Raw genomic sequence first — 354 nt, 5'->3', positions numbered from 1 at the left:
GTGTGTGTTGGTTTGGTGGTGGTTGGTTTGTTTTTTTTGTTTGTTGTGGGGGGTGTTTTTTTTTTTTTGTTGTTTTTGGGTGTTTTTGTTTTTGGGTGTGGGGGGGGGGTTGTGGTGGGTTGGTTTTTGGTGGGGGGGGGGGCCGCCCCCCCCCCCCCCCCCCCCCCCCCCCACACACACCCACCCCCCCCCCCCCCCCCCCCCCCACCCACCCCACCCAACCCACCCCCCCCCCCCCCCACCCACCCCCACCACCCCACCCCCAAACACACACCCACCCCCCCCCCAAAAACCCCCCCCCCCCCACCCCGGAAAGAGCAAACCCCCCGCCCCCCCGGCACCCCCCCCCCGCGC

The 354-nt window shown here is 68.4% G+C and carries 1 pseudogene; it reads right to left on the bottom strand.

What is annotated here, in order from left to right:
• Window positions 1-217 (bottom strand): annotated as a pseudogene (locus PUR71_RS40830) (hypothetical protein); the annotation flags it as partial.
• Window positions 218-354 lie beyond the last annotated feature (137 nt).

The sequence above is a fragment of the Streptomyces sp. SP17BM10 genome (assembly GCF_036322405.1).
Classification (GTDB): domain Bacteria; phylum Actinomycetota; class Actinomycetes; order Streptomycetales; family Streptomycetaceae; genus Kitasatospora.
Note: the sequence above shows the minus strand (reverse complement) of the source record. Positions and strands in the feature narration are given on the sequence as shown.